This window comes from Rhodoferax sp. GW821-FHT10B06 (assembly GCF_059415605.1).
This window is the reverse complement of the sequence record NZ_JBWKNO010000012.1, coordinates 138,696-157,271: the sequence shown is the minus strand read 5'-3', so window position 1 is coordinate 157,271 and position 18,576 is coordinate 138,696. Positions and strand designations below refer to the sequence as shown.

Below are 18,576 nucleotides of genomic sequence, written 5' to 3'. Positions count from 1 at the left end.
GTACTGGCGGGGTTTTGTCATTTCTGCACCTTAGTTGAATAAGGTGTTGCACTTCAGATTTGAGTTCGCCCTGCGCTAGCGCCTTAAAGAGCTTAAATTTCTATTTGCCCACCAGCTGCGTGAGCTTCTCTGCTTCAAAACACTCGGTGCGTGCCGCGTCGCAGGGCACGCAGTCGGGCGTGGTCTGGCTGGCAGACAGCTTTTCGATGGCTTGCCACAGCATGGCGATCTGGTGGTCCTGGTTGGAGGCGTTGTCGATCAAGCCGCGCATGGCTTCGCCGATGGGGTCGCCGTCGGGGGTGATACCGTAGGCGCTGAAGCGTGGTGTGGCCATGGCGGCGTCGCCCACCTGGCCGTCTTTCGGCAGGATGATGCGGGCCGGGATGCCCACCGCCGTGGCGCCGGCCGGCACCGGTTTGATGACCACGGCGTTGGAGCCGATCTTGGCGCCATCGCCGACAGTAAAGCCGCCCAGCACCTTGGCGCCCGCGCTGACCACCACGTCGCGGCCCAGGGTCGGATGGCGCTTGGCACCCTTGTACAGCGAGGTGCCGCCCAGGGTCACGCCCTGGTAGATGGTGCAGCCGTCGCCAATTTCCGCGGTCTCGCCGACCACCACACCCATGGCGTGGTCGAAAAACACCCGTTCACCCAGCTTGGCGCCGGGGTGGATCTCGATGCCGGTCAGCCAACGCGTGCAATGCGAAATGAAGCGGCCCAACCACTTGAAGCCATGGTTCCAGCACCAGTGGGCCGGGCGGTGCAGCACCACGGCATGCAGACCGGGATAACACGTGAGCACCTCCCAGGTGCTGCGGGCAGCGGGGTCACGGTCGAGGATGCAGCGGATGTCGGAGCGGAGGCGAGAAAACATCAGAATAGTCTAGTCGTTTGCTAGGGATTGCGCTTTATCCGCCATCTGAGTCATGGCTTTGGCAATGCCGCGCAGGATGTGGATTTCTTCCTGCAGCGGCTGGGCGCGGTTGAACAACTGGTTCAGACGCGGCATCAGCTTCTTGGGCGCGGCCGGGTCCAGGAAACCCAGCTTGGTCAGCGCTTGCTCCCAGTGCGCCAGCATGCCGGCCACCTGGCGCGCATCGGCCCGCACCGGCGGTGGCGTGCTGCTTTCCACCGCAAAACCGCCCAGGGCCATGCGCCATTCGTAGGCGATCAGCTGCACGGCTGCGGCCAGGTTCAGCGAGCCGAATTTCGGGTTGGTGGGAATGCTCAAAGCGACATGGCTGCGGTACACGTCTTCGTTTGCCATGCCGAAGCGTTCACAACCAAACAAGAAGGCCACGCCCTCCGGCAGGCTTGAAGGCAAATTAGCCTCTGGCGCATATTCTGCCTGCGTGGGCAGCTCCTGTTTCAATAGCATTTCAAAATGCTGTCGCGGTGCGCGCGTGGGCGGGCCAAAGTCGCGCGGCGTCATGGCAGTGGCGCACAGGTGGTCCATGCCGTCCAGCGCTTCGTCCAGGGAGGCGACGATGCGGGCCTTGTCCAACACGTCCAGGGCGCCGCTGGCGCGCTGTATGGTCTCCTGGCGGCGCAGCACATTCGGCCAGCGCGGGTTGACCAGCACCAGGTCGTCAAAGCCCATGACTTTCATCGCGCGGGCGGTGGCACCCACATTGCCAGCATGGCTGGGTTGGATCAGAATAAAACGGCTTTGCATGGCGAAATCGGCAAAAACTTTTGAAGAGGTAAAATCCCCCGATTGTCGCTGCCCGCATCGCCCGGCCGCTCTTCTTTTGCTCTTACCTACAATTTATGGCGCTCCCCAACCTACACCCGATGCTTAACGTGGCCGTCAAGGCCGCCCGTGCCGCAGGCAACCTCATCAACCGCGCGGCACTCGATGTCGAAGCGGTGCGTATCTCGCAGAAGCAGATCAATGACTTCGTCACCGAAGTCGATCAAGCCGCCGAGGCCGTGATCATCGAGACGCTGCTGGCGGCCTATCCTGGCCACGGCATCCTGGCAGAGGAATCGGGTTCGGAACACGGCGCCAAAGATTCTGAGTACGTGTGGATCATCGATCCACTCGACGGCACCACCAATTTCATCCACGGCTTTCCGTTCTACTGCGTCAGCATCGCGCTGGCCGTGCAGGGCAAGATCGAACAAGCCGTGGTGTACGACCCCACCCGCAACGACCTGTTCACCGCCACCAAGGGCCGTGGCGCCTACATGAACGAGCGCCGCATCCGCGTGTCCAAGCGCGTGCGCTTGAACGAATGCCTGATCTCCACCGGCTTCCCGTTCCGCCCGGGCGACAACTTCAAGAACTACCTGGGCATGATGTCCGACCTGATGCCCAAGCTGGCCGGCATGCGCCGCCCGGGCGCGGCCGCACTCGACATGGCCTATGTGGCCGCCGGCTTTACCGACGGCTTCTTTGAAACCGGCCTGAACCCATGGGACATGGCGGCCGGCTCGCTGCTGATCACCGAAGCCGGTGGCCTGGTGGGCAACTTCACCGGCGAAGCCGACTTCCTGGACCAGAAGGAATGCATGGCCGGCAACCCGCGCGTCTACGGCCAGCTGGTGTCCATCCTGGGCAAGTACAGCAAGTTCGCCAGCGCCGGCGAAAAAGCCACGCTGCGCCAGGCTGCAGCAAGCGAAACCGCTGAAGCCGCGCCCATGGAAGACGCGGCCGAAGACAGCAAGAGCGAAGACGCGCCGTTTTAAGGCAAGGCGAGGTGTCCGGGCGCGAGCTTGAACACCTCCACCGCCTGGGCCAGCAGCTGGGCCTGATCGCGCAGGCTCTCGGCCGCCGCCGCGGATTGTTCGACCAGGGCCGCGTTTTGCTGCGTCATCTGGTCCAGCTCGCCCACCGAGTGGTTCACCTGGGCAATACCGTCTGATTGCTCGCCCGCAGCGGCGGTAATCTCGCCGATGATGGCGCTGACGCGCTGCACCGAACCCACAATCTCATTCATGGTGTCACCGGCATTGCGCACCAGCCGGGAGCCGTTTACCACGGTCTGCACCGAGGCACCAATCAGCAGCTTGATTTCCTTCGCCGCATCGGCACTGCGCCCGGCCAGGCTACGCACCTCGCTGGCGACCACGGCAAAGCCCCGCCCTTGCTCTCCGGCCCGGGCAGCCTCCACTGCAGCGTTCAAGGCCAGAATATTCGTCTGGAACGCAATGCCGTCGATCACGCCGATGATGTCGGATATCTTCTTCGAGCTGCGGTTGATCTCGTCCATGGTGGACACCACATCACCCACCGCCGCACCGCCTCGGGCCGCCACCTCGGCAGCGGTTGCCGCCAGCAGATTGGCCTGGCGCGCGGCATCGGCCGAGCTTTTCACCGCGCTGGTCAGCTGCTCCATATTCGTGGCAGCAGTCTGCAAATTGGTGGCGGCGCGCTCGGTGCGCACACTCAAATCCTGGCTGCCGCTGGCAATCTCGGAGCTGGCCGTGCCTATGCTGTCCACCGAGCCGCGCACTTTCAACAAGGTCTGGCTATAGCGTTGCCGCATGGCGTCCACCTGGTTTACCAGGTCGCCGATTTCATCGTTGCGCTGGGAAAGCAGGGCCTGGGTCAGATCACCCTGCGTCACCTGGTTGATGGCGGTAGTCAGTTCTCCCAACGGTTGGCTGACCATGCGGCGCACCAGCAAGAACAGCCCGGCCGCCAGCAGCAACGCGGTCACGCCCAGCATGCCCCAGACCATGCGCATATTCGCCCAGTACGGCGCCATCGACTCGCGCTCCGACACTTCGGCGACGATCCAACCATTGCCCTCCTTGGTCTTGCGCATCACGGCCCAGCGGTCCTCGTCGGGCTCGCCCAGGAACGGAAAGGCATTGCGCACATAGCCGTCTGGCGCGGCGGCCAGAGTGTCCAGGAACTTGCCGGCGTTCGGGTAGGCATCCAGCACCTTCTTGCCCTTGGCCTCGGGGTGCACCAGGAATCGGGCGTCCGATACAGCGCCGCTGGCGTCGATGTAGTACACACCGCCGGTTTCAAAAAAATGCGTGTCGGCAATCTGCTTGCCCATCACGAACTGCTGGAAGGACACGTCGGTCCCTGAAAACAGCACCCCCACGATCGCACCCGCGGCATCTTTCATAGCCTCGTAATGCGTCATATACGGCTTGCCGTACAGGTTGGCAACGCCGGAATAGCCCTCGCCCGCCATGACCAGCTTGTAGGCTGGCGACTGCTTGTTCAGCACCGTGCCAATATCACGTGCGCCATCCCCCTTGCGCAGCGACGAGGTGATGGAGACAAAGTCATCACCCTGCTTGGCATACACCGACACCACGCCACCGGTGTCGCGCGCGTACTTGTCCACCACCTGGAAGTCATCGTTGATGGCATTGCCGCCGCTCATGAGTTCGCCGGACGCGGGGTCAAGCACCACAGTCCGGTCGAAGTTGCGCCGCAAGGCGCCGAACGCATTCACCACCAGGCCCCGGTTGACCTGGTCGGACGCGTCGGTAGAGGCCACGATGCCCTGTACCCGCTCGGCCACCGATGAGACCATCAGCGCATGCGTGCTGCGGTGCTCCAGCACGCCTATGGCCACACTGGCCCCAAGCAAGACCAGCACCAGCCCGGCAAACGACAAAAGCGCCAACTGGCGCGCGACTGTCTTTTTGGGAAGCTTGAATTTGAACATTGTCTCCGCCTCTTTTTTTATCGACCCGCCTGGGCAGGACGTTTGTCGTTAGCCCCTCAGGGCTGGCTTACCGCACCGCAGACAGGCCGGTGCGGTAAGACGGGTAGCAGGCGCTACACCGATTCGGCTTGCCCGCTACGCAGCGAGCGGGTAATGGCCAGGCCAATACGGGTCGCTTCCAGCGCGTCGGCCAAGGTCAGCGTCAAAGGCTTTTCACCACGGCAAGCCGCGACGAAGGCTGCCATCTCGGCCGCGAACGCGGCTTCGAAACGCTCGTAGAAATCCTTCACCACCGCATGGCGCACGCCATGGCCGTCGCTGCGCACCACGCGGTCGCGCGCGGCGTGCTCGCCCACGGTCAGCTTGCCAGCCGTGCCGATCACTTCGGTGCTGGTCTCGTGTCCATGGGCCATGGTGCGCGATGCGTACAGCACGGCACGGGCGCCGCCTTCGAACTCGACCACCGCCAGGCCGTTGTCAACATCGCCAAATTCGGCCAGCGCCGGGTGCAGCGCATTGGTACCGGTAGCGAAGGCCCGCAACGCCTTGGGACGGCCCAGCATCCAACGCGCCAGATCGATGTCGTGCACGCTGCAGTCCATGAAGATGCCGCCGGAGGTGGGTGCAAAGCGCACGAAGAAGCCTTCGGGATCGTTCTGGTCGCAAGTTTGCGAACGCACCAGGAAAGGCTGGCCAATCTCGCCCGATGCCACCGCCGCCTGGGCGCTGACATAGCTGGGGTCAAAGCGGCGCACAAAACCCACCATGGCCACCTGGTCAGGGCGGCGCTCGGCCACGGCCAGCACACGTTCGCAATCTTCCACGTTCAACGCCAGCGGTTTTTCCACGAACACATGCTTGCCCGCCTCCAACGCCGCAATGGTCTGGTTTGCGTGCAATGAAGTGGGTGTCACCAGCACCACCGCATCGACTTCGGGGTCGGCCAACATGGCGTCGAAATCTTCGTACAGCCGCGCGATGCCCAGCTGCTCGCCCGCATAGGCGCGCTCGCTGGCCACCGGGCTGCAGGCCGCCACCAGGGTGCAATGGCGGGTGCTGAAAGCCAGGGCTTCGGCATGGCGTTGGCCGAGACGGCCCAGACCGGCAATACCGATCCGCAAATTAGGTTTGGTAGCCATGGCTTAGAACGTAACGGGCAGGCCGGACTTGTAGCTTTCGGTGGCAGCGTCGGCCAGCTTTTGTGCTGCAACGCCATCGGCCACCGTGGTCTTGAAGGCCGCGCCGGACTGCAGGCACTCGAAGAAGTGTGCAATTTCCAGGCGATAGGCGGCGGCATAGCGCTGCAGGAAGAAGGCCTCGGGCTTGTCGGCGCGGATGCCGTTGGCATCCCACTGCACCACTTCGGTAGGCGTGTGGTTGCCGCATTGCAGCAGGCCGGCGGAGCCCAGCACTTCAAAGCGCTGGTCGTAGCCATAGGCGGCGCGGCGGCTGGTGTTGATCTGGCACAGGCGGCCGGACTTGGTACGGATGCTGACAGCGGTGCTGTCCACGTCGCCGGTGGCGGCGATGGCCGGGTCGGTCAGCACCGAACCGGTAGCGCTCAGCCACACGGCTTCGTCGCCGTCGGCGCACAGAATCCAGCGGAACACGTCCAGGTCGTGGATCAGCATGTCGCGGAAGATGCCGCCGGAAGCCTTGATGTATTCGGCCGGAGGCGCACCTGGGTCGCGGCTGGTGATGATCAGCATCTCGGGCTTGCCGATTTCGCCGGCGGCCAGACGGCGGCTGGCATCGTTGAAGGTAGGGTCAAAGCGGCGTTGGAAGCCGATCATGCAGGCCACACCAGCGGCCTTGACCGCATCGGCGCAGGCCTGGGCGCGGGGCACAGACAGGTCCACTGGTTTTTCGCAGAAGATGTGCTTGCCTGCGGCGGCGCCGCGCATGATCAGGTCGCTGTGGGTATCGGTGGACGAACAGATGGCGATGGCATCCACGCTCTTGTCGGCCAACACGGCTTCGATGGAAGACACCTCGGCGCCGTATTTCTGCGCCAGATCACTGGCGGCCGCAGGCACGGGATCGCACACGTATTTCAGCTTGACACCGGGCAACGCAGCCAGGTTGGAGGAGTGGATACGGCCAATGCGGCCGGCACCGAAAACAGCAACGTTCTTCATAAATAGTCCAGATAAATAGTCGAGATAAGGGGCGGCAAATCGACGAGAAAACCCGCAAACCGGGTGACGACAGGCCGAACTATACGGGGAATTTTCACTTTCGAAAATATTTTTCTAAAAAATTTAAAAGTCGAATTTTGTTTCAAGGTAAACCCTAGTAAATGATCAAAAATGATCAAAAAACCGGATGCCAGGGCGACCCAGTTTCTCTAGAGTGGCGGCTTGATTCGCGACACCAACCAACCCCATACGGAGACCTGCCCCATGTCCAAGACCATCCCCTTCTCGATCAACCGCATCAGCGCTCCACGCATTCCCTTCACCGCTTTCGCCGCCTTGGCCAAGCGCCTGGGCGTGGGCGCCATCGAGATCCGCAATGACCTGCCCGATGCCGAAATGGTCGACGGCACAGCGGCCAAAGACATAGGCGCCGCCGCCCGGGCGCAGGGCCTGGTGATCCGCTCCATCAACGCGCTGCAGCGCTTCGAACAGTTCGACGCCAAGCGCCTGCACGAAGCCACGGACATGATTGCCTACGCCGTGGCCTGCGGCGCCGAAGCCCTGGTGCTCTGCCCCACCAACGACCTGCGCGACAAGCGCTCGGCAGACCAGCGCCACCTGGACCTGGTCCACGCCCTGAAGCAACTCAAACCGCTGCTCGACACCGCTGGCCTGGTCGGTCTGGTCGAGCCGCTGGGCTTTGAAGAATGCGCGGTGCGCCGCAAATCGCAGGCCGTGCGCGCCATCCGCGAAATCGGTGGCGAGGACACCTTCAAGCTGGTGCACGACACCTTCCACCACCACCTGGCCGGCGAAGGCCTGTTCTTCCCCGAGCTGACTGGTCTGGTGCATATCTCCGGCGTGGAAGACACGGCCCTCACGCCTGCGCAAATGCGCGACAGCCACCGCGTACTGGTCGGCGCAGCCGACCGCCTGGGCAATGCCACCCAGCTCAACACCCTGCTAGACGCGGGCTACCAGGGCTATGTGTCGTTCGAGCCCTTTGCCGAAGAAATCGCCACCGCCAAAGACATCGAGCAGCAACTGGCCAGCAGCATGGCCTACCTGACCCAGGCCGTGGCCGCTGAGAAGCAAAAGGCCGCCGTAGCAGCTTGATCATCTACAGTGGGGGCATGGCAGACACCGTACCTCCGCGCAAAAAATCCAGCGCCCGCTTCATCGACATCGCGGCGCAGGCCCAGGTCAGCATCGCCACCGTCAACCGGGTGCTGAACGACCGAGGCAGCGTGTCGCTGGCCACGCGCGAAAAGGTGGTGCGCGCGGCCCAGCAACTGGCCGTGCCGCGCCTGATGCCCGAGGTGCACCGGGGCCTGACCCGCATTGACGTGGTGCTGGCGCGCAGCCAGACGCCGTTCTTCCAGCGCATGGAGCTGGCGCTGACCCGCTTCGTGCAACTGCTGGACCGGCGCATCGTGGTGCACCGCCACAGCTTCGCGCCCGGTGACGACGAGCGCACGGCAGACTTCATCCGCCGCCCGCCCCACCCGCGCCACGGCCTGCTGCTGGCCGTGCACGACACGCCGGTGCTGCGCGCCGCGGTGCAGCAGGTGAGCCAGAAGGGTGTGCCGGTGGTCACCCTGATGAGCGACATCAGCGACCCCAGCGGCAGCCACAACGCCCTGCGCCTGCACTATGCGGGCATAGACAATCTGCACGCCGGCCGCACCGCCGGGCACTTCATGGGCCGGCTTGCCGCCAAGACCGGACGGCTGCTGGTGCTGACCAACGACCTGCACTTTCGCGCCCACCGCGACCGCACGGCCGGCTTTCTGGATGCTGTGCAAGAGAAATTCCCCGCCCTCACCTGCCTACCCATCACCCCCTGTTTTGATGACACCGACCAGGTGTTCCAGGCGGTGGGCGCCGCACTCAAGCAAGGCGCCCTGGCCGGCATCTACCACAGCGGCGCGGGCTCGGCTGGTATCCATCAAGCCTTGCAGCGCCATGGCTGCCTGGGCCAGGTGGTATGGATTGGGCATGAGCTGTCGGACGAGCACCGCCGCTGGCTCAAGCTCGGCGTGATGGACCTGGTGATCGACCAGGACCCCGACGGCCAGGTGATGTCGGGCATGCAACACCTGCTGTTTGAAAACAAATGGCTGGACCAGAAACCGCCCGTTGGCCCCAACGAGTTCCGCCTGTTCTGCGCCGAGAACCTGCCCAGCCAGCCCTACCTGCCCAGCAGCGGCTTGCTACCAAATAAATAGCTACCCGCGCAGGTAGTACCTGCGCTAGAGGCGGTTTTTCTTTAAGCCACCTGGCCGTTGGGTGTGGTGGCCTGGTAGGGAAGCTCCAGCGTGTAGGCCAGGGCAATGAACAGGCTTTGCGCCAGGCCCATGGTGCTGTTGAGCGAGCGGAAGCCGAAGGTGGAGTTGTCCTGCACCACCAGCGAGGCCTGTGCCAGTTTGGCCAGCGGACTCATGCGGCTGTCGGTGATGGCGATCAGGCGCGCGCCGCGCTCCACCGCCATTTTGGCCACGCCTATGGTTTCTTCAGCATAGGGAGAGAACGAGATCGCCAGCATCACATCGCCCTTGCGCACCGAACGCATCTGGCCCAGGTGCATGCTGCCCAGGCCCGACACCAGGCCTACCCGCTTGTCGGTGTGCTGCAAGGCATAGTCCAGGTACACCGCCACCGGAAACGAGCGGCGCGACGCTGCGATCCAGATGCAGTCGCTCTCCACCAGCAGGTCCACCGCCTTCTTGAAAGTGGGGCCGTGCAGGCTGGCCTGCAGCTCCTGCATGCCGGCGATGCTGCCGGCTAAAAATTCATTGGCAATCTCGATGCTGGACAGGCTGCCCGCGCCCGATTCGATGGCGTCGCGGATGCGCGTCTTGTAGTTGCGTGCTGGCGCCAACTGGCGCGACAAGCCTTCACGGAAGATGGCCTGCATTTCCGAAAAGCCCGAGAAGCCAAAGTGCTTGGCAAAGCGCACCACCGCCGAGGGCTGAACGCTGCACTGCTGCGCCACCTGCTGGATACCGTCCAGCCCGATGTGGTGGCGGTTCTGCTCGACGTGGCGCGCGATCACCTTGAGCTGCTTGCTCAGGGCGTCGTACTCGCCAGTGATGCGCTTGATCAGCTGGTCAACGCTGAGCTTGGGAACGGTGTCAACGGCCATGGTGGTGTGCGCTTGTGAAAGAGTCCATCTTACCCAAAGAATTAATTTTCATAAAAAATTAGAAATAGAAAATTTTTACCTTTTTCACACGCATGCTTCCTATAATTCAGCCTGAGAACGTGTCTGCGATTTATTTGGGGCCGCGTTGGGGAGCAATCGGGATGAGTTGGCTGTCAGCGCCTGCAGCATGGGCTCCCTGCCCATGCAAGGGTGATGGCGGACAAATCGCCCGATTTCTCCCCAACCCGCAGGGCAGCTGCCTTTTCGGGCAGTCTGGGGCGTTGCGACTCTTGCCAATAGCCGGGCTATTGGCGGCGAGCCGCGCCTACCAGCCCCTCCCGAAAAGGCAGTTGCGCGGCCCCAAATAAATCGCAGACACGTTCTGAATATAACGAGACAGCTCTCCATGCAAACCCTTGATCGTACGTCCATGGTCATCGTCGGCGCAGGCCATTGCGGTGGCCGCACCGCCCAGGCGCTGCGCAGCGCTGGCTGGGCCGGCACCATCCATCTGGTGGGCGATGAACCGCACGCACCCTATGAACGCCCGCCCCTCTCCAAAGACCTGCTGACCGGCGACAAAACGGCGACTGCTTGCGCCCTGCATTCCGACGAAGACTGGGCGAATTTACAAGTAACGCGCCATGTCGCGCAGGTGACGGCCATCCACCCCGCAGACCATTGCGTGACGCTGAGCAACGGCGAAGTGCTGGGCTACCAGTCGCTGCTGCTGGCCCACGGCGGCAAGGTGCGCACACTGACCATTCCCGGCGGCGACCTGTCCGAGGTGCTGACCCTGCGCAATCTGGGCGATGCCGCCGCACTGGCGCAACGCTTGCAGCCGGGCAAGCGCCTGCTGGTGGTGGGCGGTGGCTTCATCGGCCTGGAAGTGGCGGCCTCGGCACGCAAGCTGGGCTGCGAAGTCACCGTGGTCGAAGGCGCGTCGCGCCTGATGGGCCGCGCCGTGCCCGAGCCCGTGGCCGAACGCGCCCTGGTCCTGCACCGCACCCAGGGCGTGCGTGTGCTGCTGGGTGCCAGCCCGCAAAGTATTGAACGCACGGCCGATGGCGTACGCATGCTGCTGGCTGACGGCACGCAGCTGGATGCCGACACGGTATTGGCCGGTATCGGCATCGAGCCGCACCTGGGTCTGGCCAAGGCGGCCGGCCTGGCGGTGGGGCGCGGCATCCAGGTGGATGCACAGTTGCGCACCAACGTGCCCGGCATCTTCGCGGCCGGCGACGTGGCCGAATTTCCCAGCGCGCTGTCCAGCCAGTTGATACGCCAGGAGACCTGGCACAACGCCGAAACACAAGCCGGCATTGCCGCGCAGAACATGCTGGGCGGCAATGCCAGCTACACCAGCCTGCCCTGGTTCTGGTCCGACCAGTACCACTACCAGCTGCAGGTGGTGGGCGAGCCGGCCCTGGCCGTCACGTCGGCTACGCGCGCACTGGAAGACGATGGCCTGGTGATCTTCTACCTGGACGCCACGCAGCGCATCGTCGGTGCCTGTGGCTGGGGCGAAACCAGCCGCGTCGCCAAGGAATTGAAGCTGGCCCGCACCCTGGTGGAGAAAGGCGTGAGCGCCTCCGCCGAAGCACTCGCCGACCCCACGACCAAATTAAAAGCCTTGCTCAAATAATGCCTGCTAACACCCTCTTGCCCATCGGCATCAATATCGATGGTGTGCTGCAGCATGATGGTTTACCAACACCCGACGCCGCAACACGCTTTGCATGGATACGCGACAGTGGCGCTTTTGATTACATCGAGAAGAACCACAACCCTGCCGAAGACTTCGCGCCCTACTTCGACCTGGTGGCCGAATACGGCGTGCCGATTGGCGTGTTCGGCGGCATCTTCTGCGCCGGGCGCGACGAGGAACGCATGCGCTGGTGCCTGGCCACCGGCGGCAAGCTAGGCGCCAAGCTGTGCAATATGCAGCTGTTCTCCCGCCATGCCGACGGCTGCACCTTGAGCGACCAACAGGTGGCCGACTTCTTCCTGGACGCCATGGAACATGGCGCGCCGGCCCATTGCCTGCCCAGCCTGGAAGTGCACATCGACATGTGGAACGAGCAGTTCCACCGCGTGGAACGTGTGGCCGAGCTGCTGGCGCGCCGCCACGTGCCGCTGCGCATCACGCTGGACCATTCGCATCAGATCTTCAAGATCAACAACCCGCAGGAACTGGCCCTCAGCGGCCTGAGCAACGCAGCCGACGGTGGCCACAAAGAGGTACTGGCCCTGTACAAGCTGTGGCTGGAATCCGGCTGGGTGGTGCATGCCCACACCCGCAGCGTCGCCACCTGCGTGCCGCATAACAAAGCCATGGAACGCGCCCCCGGCCTGCCCGGCCGCGCCGTGCAGTACCCGTTCATCCAGCCGCCGCCCAGCACTTTCCACAGCGCCTGGCGCGCCGAAGAACTGGAGCCGTGGAAGCAGGCCGTACGCGACTTGCTGGCCTGGATGCACGCCCACCCAGACCGTGCGCCGCAACGCATCAGCTGCGAGTTCATCCCCTTCCCCGACTACGGCGGCGGTGGACGCTATTCGATCTGGGACAACAACATCGCCTGCGCCAACTGGCTGCGCGAGGAATGGGCGAAACTTCAAGCTAAATAGGCCGCCAGCGCCGGTACTACCAGCGCTGGCAGCTATTTTTACCATAGCACCATAAAGCTCACCAGCCAGAGGAGTAATTGGCCATCGATCTTCTGCAAGGTGCTGGATAGCCGCTTGGTGCCTGCTGCCGGCCTTTGCCTTTGGCTTGTTGCGAAGAAAACCCTGCTCCACAGGCGCGCTGCCAGCAATCTCACTCAGCGCAGTTCAGCATCCACTGGACACCGAAACGATCGGTCAATTTGCCGTAGTAGTCGCCCCAGGCCTGGATGCCTAAGGGGGTTGTGATGGTCCCGCCCGCACCCAGGGCCTGGAATAGCCGGTTCGTGGAATCTCGGTCGTCCATCGCCAGCAAGTGCGCGGAGCCCCGCATAGGCTCAGCATCGTCGTTGTCCGAGGCGTAGAAGAGCAGACCGGGCCCCTCGAACTTGGCGTGCATGACCTTGCCGCGCATGGCCTCGTTCTTCACAGGCATGCCGTCGACTCCGTAGCGCAGCACCTCAACGACGCAGCCAAGACCGCACTGCGTATAGAACGCCAAAGCCTGGTCACAGCTGGTGGTGAAAAACAGATAGTTCGAGAGTTGCATGATCGCGTACCTTGAGATGAGTGGGCTTATACCGCCGCCCCTTGGCCAAGCTGTGCATTGCTGAGGGCCATCCCCGCAATACCCCAGGCCCCGTCCACCGCATGCACTACGTTGACCCAGATGCGCTCCTTTGGGTGGTGCGTGCCAGACAGCTCATGGATGATGTTTGTGGCCTCTTCGATGTAGCCGACTTGCACCTCTCGGCTGGCGAACACAAAGGATGGAACCTTCCATTCGACAAAGGCCACAGAGGCCTCCTTGGATCCGGAATACGTGTGCTCCTTCGGCAAGACATGGATCGAGCCAACGATATTGGGCGTCATCGCCTTGTTTCCAGCCAGGCCGTGCCACTTGAGCATGGCATCGGACAGGCGGCTGAAGGCGACTTTTTCCTGGCCTTTGGGGAGAACGCCCTCGGTAAGGGTGAGCGTAAGTGGCATAGGTACTCCAAATAGAAAGAACGGCGTCGACCCATGCGCTGCAATACGCAGCTCATTTCAAGTAACGATCGTTATCCAATAATACATAACGTTCGTGTTTTGAACAACTACAATCGTTAGAACCTGTTCATAACTTCACATGGCGAAGGAGTCCCTCGTGTCAAGGTCCGAACAAAAGCTACAGACGCGGCAACGCATCCTGGAGGGCGCAGGTCGCGGGTTTCGCAAGGCTGGATTCGGCGGGATCGGGGTGGATGGCCTGGCGAAGGAAGCGGGCCTGACATCGGGCGCCTTCTACGTCCATTTCGACTCCAAAGCCCACGCATTCCGGGAATCGGTCGCCCAGGGCATGGCCGAACTGAAAGGAGGCGTGCTGTACTTCCAAGAAAAACACGGCCACGCTTGGTGGCCGGAGTTTGTGCGCTTCTACCTCAGCGCCAAGCGCACCTGCGACTTGTCAGAGAGTTGCACGCTGCAAACGATGCCAGCGGAAGTGTCACGATCGGACGAAGCCTCGCGTACAACGTTTGAGGGGGCTTTGCGCGATGTTGCCCAGGCGATCGTCGATGGTCCTGCCTCACCCGGTGTACCGCGGGACATTGGCGCCGCTTGCGCCGCCCTCTCGTCGCTGGCAGGTGCCGTGACACTCGCGCGTGCCGTTGGGAATGGCGCCTTCGCAGACCAGATTGCGACAGGAACGGAACAGGCCTTGCTCGGCACGCCAGACGGAAAGTGACCCATACCTGGGGCCCGTCGCCATGATGCACAGCCCGCATCCGCCCCTGCAGAATTTATGCGAAACAAGCCGCTAGCCCATATAGAACCTGCGCTGAGAGCTATGTTTTACATAGCATCCAAGCCACATCATCCAATTGAAAGAAAGTCCCCGACAACGGTGCGGCCCAACTAAGGCGGCAACGCAGGACGTGGCTCAGACCTGCAAAAAGACGGTACCGCCTTCGATCTTGGCTGGGTAGGTCTTCAGGTTCACGCACACCGGCGCACCCAGGGCCCGGCCGTCGCGGATGTCGAAGCGGCCGTTGTGCTTGGGGCACTCGATCACGTGCTCCATCACCAGGCCGTCGCTCAGGTGCACATGCTCATGGGTGCAGAGCCCGTCAGTGGCGTAGACCTTGTCCTCATAGCGATATACGGCGTAGCTGTGGCCCTTGTGGTCAAAGCGGATGACGTCTTCGTCGTCGATGTCGTCGAGTGCGCAAACTTCGGTCCAGGTGCTCATGCTTTTGTCTCCTGATGTTGGGAATAGGCTTGGGTTTTAGTTGCTGGCAACCGGTAGGGGCCGCACCAAATGGTGGCCGGGGTCTTGCGACTGGCGCGACAACACGGGCCAGAACTCGGCCCAGGCGGCCCACACGCTGGGGCATGGCGTGGGGAACTGGTCTTTCACGGCCTCATGCAGCTCGGGCAGGCGGTGGTAAGGCACCATGGGGAACATGTGGTGCTCTACGTGGAAGTTCATATTCGCGTACAGCCACTGAAACACCGGGTTGGTGGCGAAGCTGCGGGTATTCAGGCGGTGGTCGTGCACGTCTTCGGCCAGACCGGCGTGCTGGGTCACGTTGAAAATCTGGGGCAGCACGCCACCGTAGAAGCGCGGCAGCACGATGAACATGGCCGGCAAAATGCTCTGCGTCCAGACACAGGCGGCAATCACCAGCGCAAAGATCAGCACGAAGACGCGCGAAGAGTTGATGACCTTGCGGCGCTCCGCATCCGGAATGAAGTGCGAGCCGGCTTCAGTGATGTGGCCTACCGCGTGGCAGCAGATGTTGCGGATCTGGACCAGGCCGGAGCGCAGAAAGAAGAAGTCCAGCAGGATGTGCAGACGGTTCGCCGGGCGCGGCACGGCGATCTCCGGGTCCTTGCCGACCACTACGGTGTGGGTGTGGTGGCGGGTATGGCTCCAGCGCCAGTAGTGCCCCTCATGCAGGGTCATGAAGCCAGCCAGGTGGTAGAAGATTTCGTTGATCCAGCGGGTCTTGAACGGCGTGCCGTGCGACAGCTCATGCGCACGGTGGTCGCTGGTGGCGTAGAGCGTGCCGTACACCGCAAAAAACGGTATGGCCCACACAGTCCCCCAGGTGAGGTAGCCGCCGATGCCACTGACCAGCATCAGGCCCAGCCACAGGCCGTAGTTCCACAGCGCGGGGCCGTCGCTGCGTTTCATTAGCGACTTGAGCAGCTTGCGGTCCACCTTGGGGGTGAACCACAAGTCGCTGACCTGGGTGTCGAATTGCTGGTTCTGCAGATCGCTCTGGGCAGTGGCTTCGCCGCGCAAGGCGTAGCGGGCGTGGGGATGTGGGCTGGACATGGTTGTCTCCTGATCTTGTGGAAATGGGGCGGATCCAAGGTCCGTCCGCAGGTGCAGCGATGGTAGTGCGCGGCCCTGTTTTTTGACATATGATGAAATCACAATGTTTCAAAACACGTCACCACAAAAGCAGGTTTGACATATATATGTCAAGACAAAAATCCACCCGCCCGACCATGCAAGACGTGGCCAAGGCCTCTGGCCACAGCCTGTCCACCGTGGACAGGGTTTTGAATGGCCGCACCACCGTACGCGCCGACACGGCACAGCACATCCAGCAGGCGGCAGAGGCGCTGGGCTATTACGCGGTCGAGGTGATCCGTGAGCGGGTGCGTGAGGTCAAGCCCCGGCGCCGGCTGGGCTTTCTGCTGCAGCAACCGGCCACCGCCTTCTACAAAGACCTGGCACAAAGCCTGACCCAGGCCACGTCGGCTTGCCCGCTAATCCAGGGCACGGCGGTGGTCGAGTACCTGAAGAAGCAATCCCCCGAAGATGTGGCAGCCCACCTGCTGGCCCTGGGCAAACAGGTGGAGGCCGTCGCCGTCGTGACGGCCGACCACCCGTTGGTCAGCGAAGCCATTGAGCAGTTGCACGCCGGCGGTGTGCCGGTGTTTGCGCTGATCTCCGACCTGAGTGCAGCCCAACGCGCTGGCTACGCCGGCCTGGACAACCGGCGCCTGGGGCGCACGGCAGCCTGGATGGTGACCCAGCTGGCCAAAGCCCCGGGGCCTGTGGCGATTTTTGTGGGCAGCCACCGCTTCCAATGCCAGGAGCTGAGCGAGATCAGCTTCCGTTCGTACGTCCGTGAACACGCGCCGGAATTTGAGCTACTGGAAACCATCCCCACGCTGGAGAGCGACGACTACAGTGAAGAACGCACACTGGACTTACTGCAGCGCCGGCCCGACCTGTGCGGCTTTTACGTGGGGGGCGGCGGCATTGAAGGCGTGCTGCGGGCGCTACGCAGCCACGCTGGCGCGCAGCGCCTGATCGGTGTGGCGAATGACCTGACGGCCGTCACGCGCAGCGCCTTGCTGAGCGGGCATCTGCATGCCGTGCTGTCGCACCCGCTGCCGCTGCTGTGCACGCAACTGGTGGCGCAGATGGCCGAGGCGCTAAGCCAGCCCAGCACCGGGCTGCGACAGCTGATGGTGCCCATGGACATCCAGGTGCAGCAAAGCGTGTAGCCCGGCGACAGCCTGCAAACTCAGGCCTGGATGAAAACCGTGCCGCCTTCGACCTTGGCCGGGTAGGTCTTCAGGTTCACACACACCGGCGCACCCAGGGCGCGGCCGTCGCGGATGTCGAAGCGGCCGTTGTGCTTGGGGCACTCGATCACATGTTCCATCACCAGGCCATCACACAGGTGCACCTTCTCGTGCGTGCACAGGCCGTCGGTGGCGTAGACCTTGTCCTCATAGCGGTACACGGCATAGCTGTGGCCGTTATGGTCAAAGCGGATGACGTCTTCGTCATCAATATCTTCCAGCGCGCAAACTTCGGTCCAGGTAGTCATGGGCTTGTCTCCTTATGGTTTTTCAGGGTGCAGATAGGGGAGCGGCGGGCAGCGGGCGCACCACGTAGTAGTGCGGGTCCTTGGCCTGCTTGAACAGCGCGGGGATGATCTCGCGGTAGGCCTCTACCGTGCTCTGGTAGGGCGGCGGGCAGTCGTCCTTGATGGTTTCGTGCAGCTGCGGCAAGGCATGGAACGGCACCATGGGGAACATGTGGTGCTCCACGTGGTAGTTCATGTTCCAGTACAGGAAACGGAACACCGGGTTCATGTAAACGGTGCGGCAGTTCTTGCGGTGGTCCAGCACGTTTTCGGGCAGGCCGGCATGCTGGGTCAGGCCGAAGAAGGTGTAAAGCCAGGTGCCGCCCATCACCGGCAGCAGGCCGAACAAGGCCAACGGCAACCAGCTGCCGAAGTACACGGCGCTGGCGATCAACACGGCGTAAATGGCCACCCAGGCGCGAGCTTCCTGGACCATCTTGGGCCATTCCATTTCGGGCACAAAAGTCTTTTCTTCCTCGCCCAGAATGCCGCAGGCATTGCGCAGCACGCGCCACAGTTCGCGTGGGCCGGACTTGATGGAAAACAGGTTGAGCAATATGCCAGCAAAATCGGTGGGCAGCGGCACGGCGACCTCGGGGTCGCGCCCCGTCACCAGGGTATCGGTGTGATGCCGCGCATGGCTCCACTTCCACACGCTGGGGCGGCGCAGCACCTGGAAGCAGGCCGCCTGGTACAGCACCTCGTTCATCCAGCGGGTCTTGAAGGCCGTGCCGTGGCCGGCCTCGTGCCAGCGCGAATCAGCCGGGCCGGTGTAGAGCGTGGCGTAGACAAAAAAGGCCAGCCAGGCCCAGGCGGTACCCCAGGTGGCGACCAGCGCCGCACCGGCGGCAACGATCAACGCGTACCACAGCACGGTGTCGCGGATCGCCTGCGCGTCTTCGCGCACCATCAACTGCTTCATGCGCGGACGCGGCACCGGACATTTGTACCAGCTGGCGTTGACCAGGCCGGCGGCCTGGGCGCGTTCGCCGGCACCGGAAATCAGGTGGTAGTCGTCTTGCGTACGGGCCCAGTTCGGGCCTGCGTAGCGGGGGGTTTCGGCAGTAGGCATGGGGCTTGTCTCTCGTTATGCGGAAGCGATGGCGGATGCTAAA

General features: G+C 62.9%; 19 protein-coding genes. 7 read left to right on the top strand and 12 right to left on the bottom strand.

Features of this window, described 5'->3' with window-relative positions; genetic code table 11:
* Positions 1-100 precede the first annotated feature (100 nt).
* Positions 101-874, bottom strand: coding sequence for a serine O-acetyltransferase (gene cysE, locus AC07O2_RS18405; RefSeq protein ID WP_495077195.1), 774 nt, complete (start codon positions 872-874; stop codon positions 101-103).
* Positions 875-883: 9 nt separating this feature from the next.
* Positions 884-1,675, bottom strand: a complete 792-nt coding sequence (locus tag AC07O2_RS18400) for an RNA methyltransferase (protein ID WP_495077194.1) — start codon at positions 1,673-1,675, stop codon at positions 884-886.
* A gap of 95 nt (positions 1,676-1,770) precedes the next feature.
* Between AC07O2_RS18400 and AC07O2_RS18395 the strand changes: the two genes are divergently transcribed.
* Positions 1,771-2,691 carry an inositol monophosphatase family protein gene (locus tag AC07O2_RS18395; RefSeq protein ID WP_495077193.1) on the top strand — a complete coding sequence of 307 codons (921 nt, stop codon included), beginning with the start codon at positions 1,771-1,773 and terminating at the stop codon, positions 2,689-2,691.
* Here AC07O2_RS18395 and AC07O2_RS18390 read toward each other — a convergent pair.
* The 3 genes from AC07O2_RS18390 to iolG all read right to left on the bottom strand — a co-directional run bounded on the left by AC07O2_RS18390 (position 2,688) and on the right by iolG (position 6,775).
* Positions 2,688-4,637, bottom strand: coding sequence for a methyl-accepting chemotaxis protein (locus AC07O2_RS18390; RefSeq protein ID WP_495077192.1), 1,950 nt, complete (start codon positions 4,635-4,637; stop codon positions 2,688-2,690). The genes AC07O2_RS18395 and AC07O2_RS18390 overlap by 4 nt on opposite strands.
* Positions 4,638-4,750: 113 nt before the next feature.
* The gene (locus AC07O2_RS18385) at positions 4,751-5,776 is read right to left on the bottom strand and encodes a Gfo/Idh/MocA family oxidoreductase (RefSeq protein WP_495077191.1); all 1,026 of its coding nucleotides are present in this window, start codon (positions 5,774-5,776) and stop codon (positions 4,751-4,753) included.
* Positions 5,777-5,779: 3 nt separating this feature from the next.
* A complete protein-coding gene (gene iolG, locus AC07O2_RS18380) occupies positions 5,780-6,775 on the bottom strand; it encodes an inositol 2-dehydrogenase (protein ID WP_495077190.1) in 996 nt (331 codons plus the stop codon).
* A gap of 264 nt (positions 6,776-7,039) precedes the next feature.
* Between iolG and AC07O2_RS18375 the strand changes: the two genes are divergently transcribed.
* Together AC07O2_RS18375 and AC07O2_RS18370 are read left to right on the top strand one after the other, a co-directional pair.
* Positions 7,040-7,891 carry a TIM barrel protein gene (locus AC07O2_RS18375; RefSeq protein WP_495077189.1) on the top strand — a complete coding sequence of 284 codons (852 nt, stop codon included), beginning with the start codon at positions 7,040-7,042 and terminating at the stop codon, positions 7,889-7,891.
* 17 nt (positions 7,892-7,908) lie between these two features.
* Positions 7,909-9,003 carry a LacI family DNA-binding transcriptional regulator gene (locus AC07O2_RS18370; RefSeq protein WP_495077188.1) on the top strand — a complete coding sequence of 365 codons (1,095 nt, stop codon included), beginning with the start codon at positions 7,909-7,911 and terminating at the stop codon, positions 9,001-9,003.
* 41 nt (positions 9,004-9,044) lie between these two features.
* Here the strand turns inward: AC07O2_RS18370 and AC07O2_RS18365 are convergent, their stop codons facing one another.
* A complete protein-coding gene (locus AC07O2_RS18365) occupies positions 9,045-9,920 on the bottom strand; it encodes a MurR/RpiR family transcriptional regulator (protein ID WP_495077187.1) in 876 nt (291 codons plus the stop codon).
* A gap of 406 nt (positions 9,921-10,326) precedes the next feature.
* On the opposite strand from AC07O2_RS18365, the gene AC07O2_RS18360 reads away from it, so the two are divergent.
* Together AC07O2_RS18360 and AC07O2_RS18355 are read left to right on the top strand one after the other, a co-directional pair.
* Positions 10,327-11,565: an NAD(P)/FAD-dependent oxidoreductase gene (locus tag AC07O2_RS18360; RefSeq protein WP_495077186.1), complete on the top strand. Its 1,239-nt coding sequence runs from the start codon at positions 10,327-10,329 to the stop codon at positions 11,563-11,565.
* Positions 11,565-12,548 (top strand): xylose isomerase, encoded by a 984-nt coding sequence (locus tag AC07O2_RS18355; protein WP_495077185.1) that lies wholly within the window; start codon positions 11,565-11,567, stop codon positions 12,546-12,548. The genes AC07O2_RS18360 and AC07O2_RS18355 overlap by 1 nt, the downstream gene beginning before the upstream one ends.
* A gap of 190 nt (positions 12,549-12,738) precedes the next feature.
* Here the strand turns inward: AC07O2_RS18355 and AC07O2_RS18350 are convergent, their stop codons facing one another.
* Positions 12,739-13,134: a VOC family protein gene (locus AC07O2_RS18350; protein WP_495077184.1), complete on the bottom strand. Its 396-nt coding sequence runs from the start codon at positions 13,132-13,134 to the stop codon at positions 12,739-12,741.
* A gap of 26 nt (positions 13,135-13,160) precedes the next feature.
* Complete coding sequence (locus AC07O2_RS18345; protein WP_495077183.1) at positions 13,161-13,574, bottom strand: 4-oxalocrotonate tautomerase; 414 nt, start codon at positions 13,572-13,574, stop codon at positions 13,161-13,163.
* Between the two features lie 139 nt (positions 13,575-13,713).
* Between AC07O2_RS18345 and AC07O2_RS18340 the strand changes: the two genes are divergently transcribed.
* Complete coding sequence (locus AC07O2_RS18340) at positions 13,714-14,310, top strand: TetR/AcrR family transcriptional regulator (RefSeq protein WP_495077182.1); 597 nt, start codon at positions 13,714-13,716, stop codon at positions 14,308-14,310.
* Positions 14,311-14,505: 195 nt separating this feature from the next.
* On the opposite strand, the gene AC07O2_RS18335 is transcribed toward AC07O2_RS18340, so the two are convergent.
* Both AC07O2_RS18335 and AC07O2_RS18330 read right to left on the bottom strand, forming a co-directional pair.
* On the bottom strand, positions 14,506-14,814 hold the full coding sequence (locus AC07O2_RS18335; RefSeq protein WP_495077181.1) for a MocE family 2Fe-2S type ferredoxin: 309 nt from the start codon (positions 14,812-14,814) through the stop codon (positions 14,506-14,508).
* A 36-nt stretch (positions 14,815-14,850) separates the two neighbouring features.
* Entirely contained in the window at positions 14,851-15,906 is a 1,056-nt protein-coding gene (locus tag AC07O2_RS18330; protein ID WP_495077180.1) for a fatty acid desaturase, read from the bottom strand.
* A 146-nt stretch (positions 15,907-16,052) separates the two neighbouring features.
* Here AC07O2_RS18330 and AC07O2_RS18325 point away from each other — a divergent pair, with 146 nt between their 5' ends.
* Positions 16,053-17,093, top strand: a complete 1,041-nt coding sequence (locus AC07O2_RS18325; RefSeq protein WP_495077179.1) for a LacI family DNA-binding transcriptional regulator — start codon at positions 16,053-16,055, stop codon at positions 17,091-17,093.
* Between the two features lie 20 nt (positions 17,094-17,113).
* Here the strand turns inward: AC07O2_RS18325 and AC07O2_RS18320 are convergent, their stop codons facing one another.
* Positions 17,114-17,422: a MocE family 2Fe-2S type ferredoxin gene (locus AC07O2_RS18320; RefSeq protein ID WP_495077178.1), complete on the bottom strand. Its 309-nt coding sequence runs from the start codon at positions 17,420-17,422 to the stop codon at positions 17,114-17,116.
* A 22-nt stretch (positions 17,423-17,444) separates the two neighbouring features.
* Positions 17,445-18,533, bottom strand: coding sequence for a fatty acid desaturase family protein (locus AC07O2_RS18315; RefSeq protein ID WP_495077177.1), 1,089 nt, complete (start codon positions 18,531-18,533; stop codon positions 17,445-17,447).
* Positions 18,534-18,576 lie beyond the last annotated feature (43 nt).